At 35.0% G+C, this 257-nt stretch carries 1 protein-coding gene; it reads right to left on the reverse strand.

Annotated features, from left to right (window positions below; genetic code table 11):
- On the reverse strand, nucleotides 1-257 hold a 257-nt coding region (locus tag H5187_RS24240; protein ID WP_220493338.1), incomplete at both ends, for a hypothetical protein.

The following is a 257-nucleotide window of genomic DNA, read 5'->3' on the forward strand; positions in this document are numbered from 1 at the left end:
ATACGCATCATTTGAAAGTCTTCATAAACCCGTAAATCTTGAAAGTGCTGGGCGCGTACCTTGCCTTTGTACCAGAGGTAGACAATTTGTTTATCACGATCAAACACCATTGGCGCTTGTCGCTTAAAGCGAATAATAAAGAACAACAAAAGTGGAATGGTAATAACGTAAAAAACTAAAAATGAAATGTCTTTTTTGTAAAAATAACTTCCATAAGCTGTATGTTTATTACTGTGACGAGCATACAAGTAGCTTTT

The sequence above is a fragment of the Pseudoalteromonas sp. SG44-1 genome (genome assembly GCF_014164315.1).
GTDB classification, from domain to species: domain Bacteria; phylum Pseudomonadota; class Gammaproteobacteria; order Enterobacterales; family Alteromonadaceae; genus Pseudoalteromonas; species Pseudoalteromonas rhizosphaerae.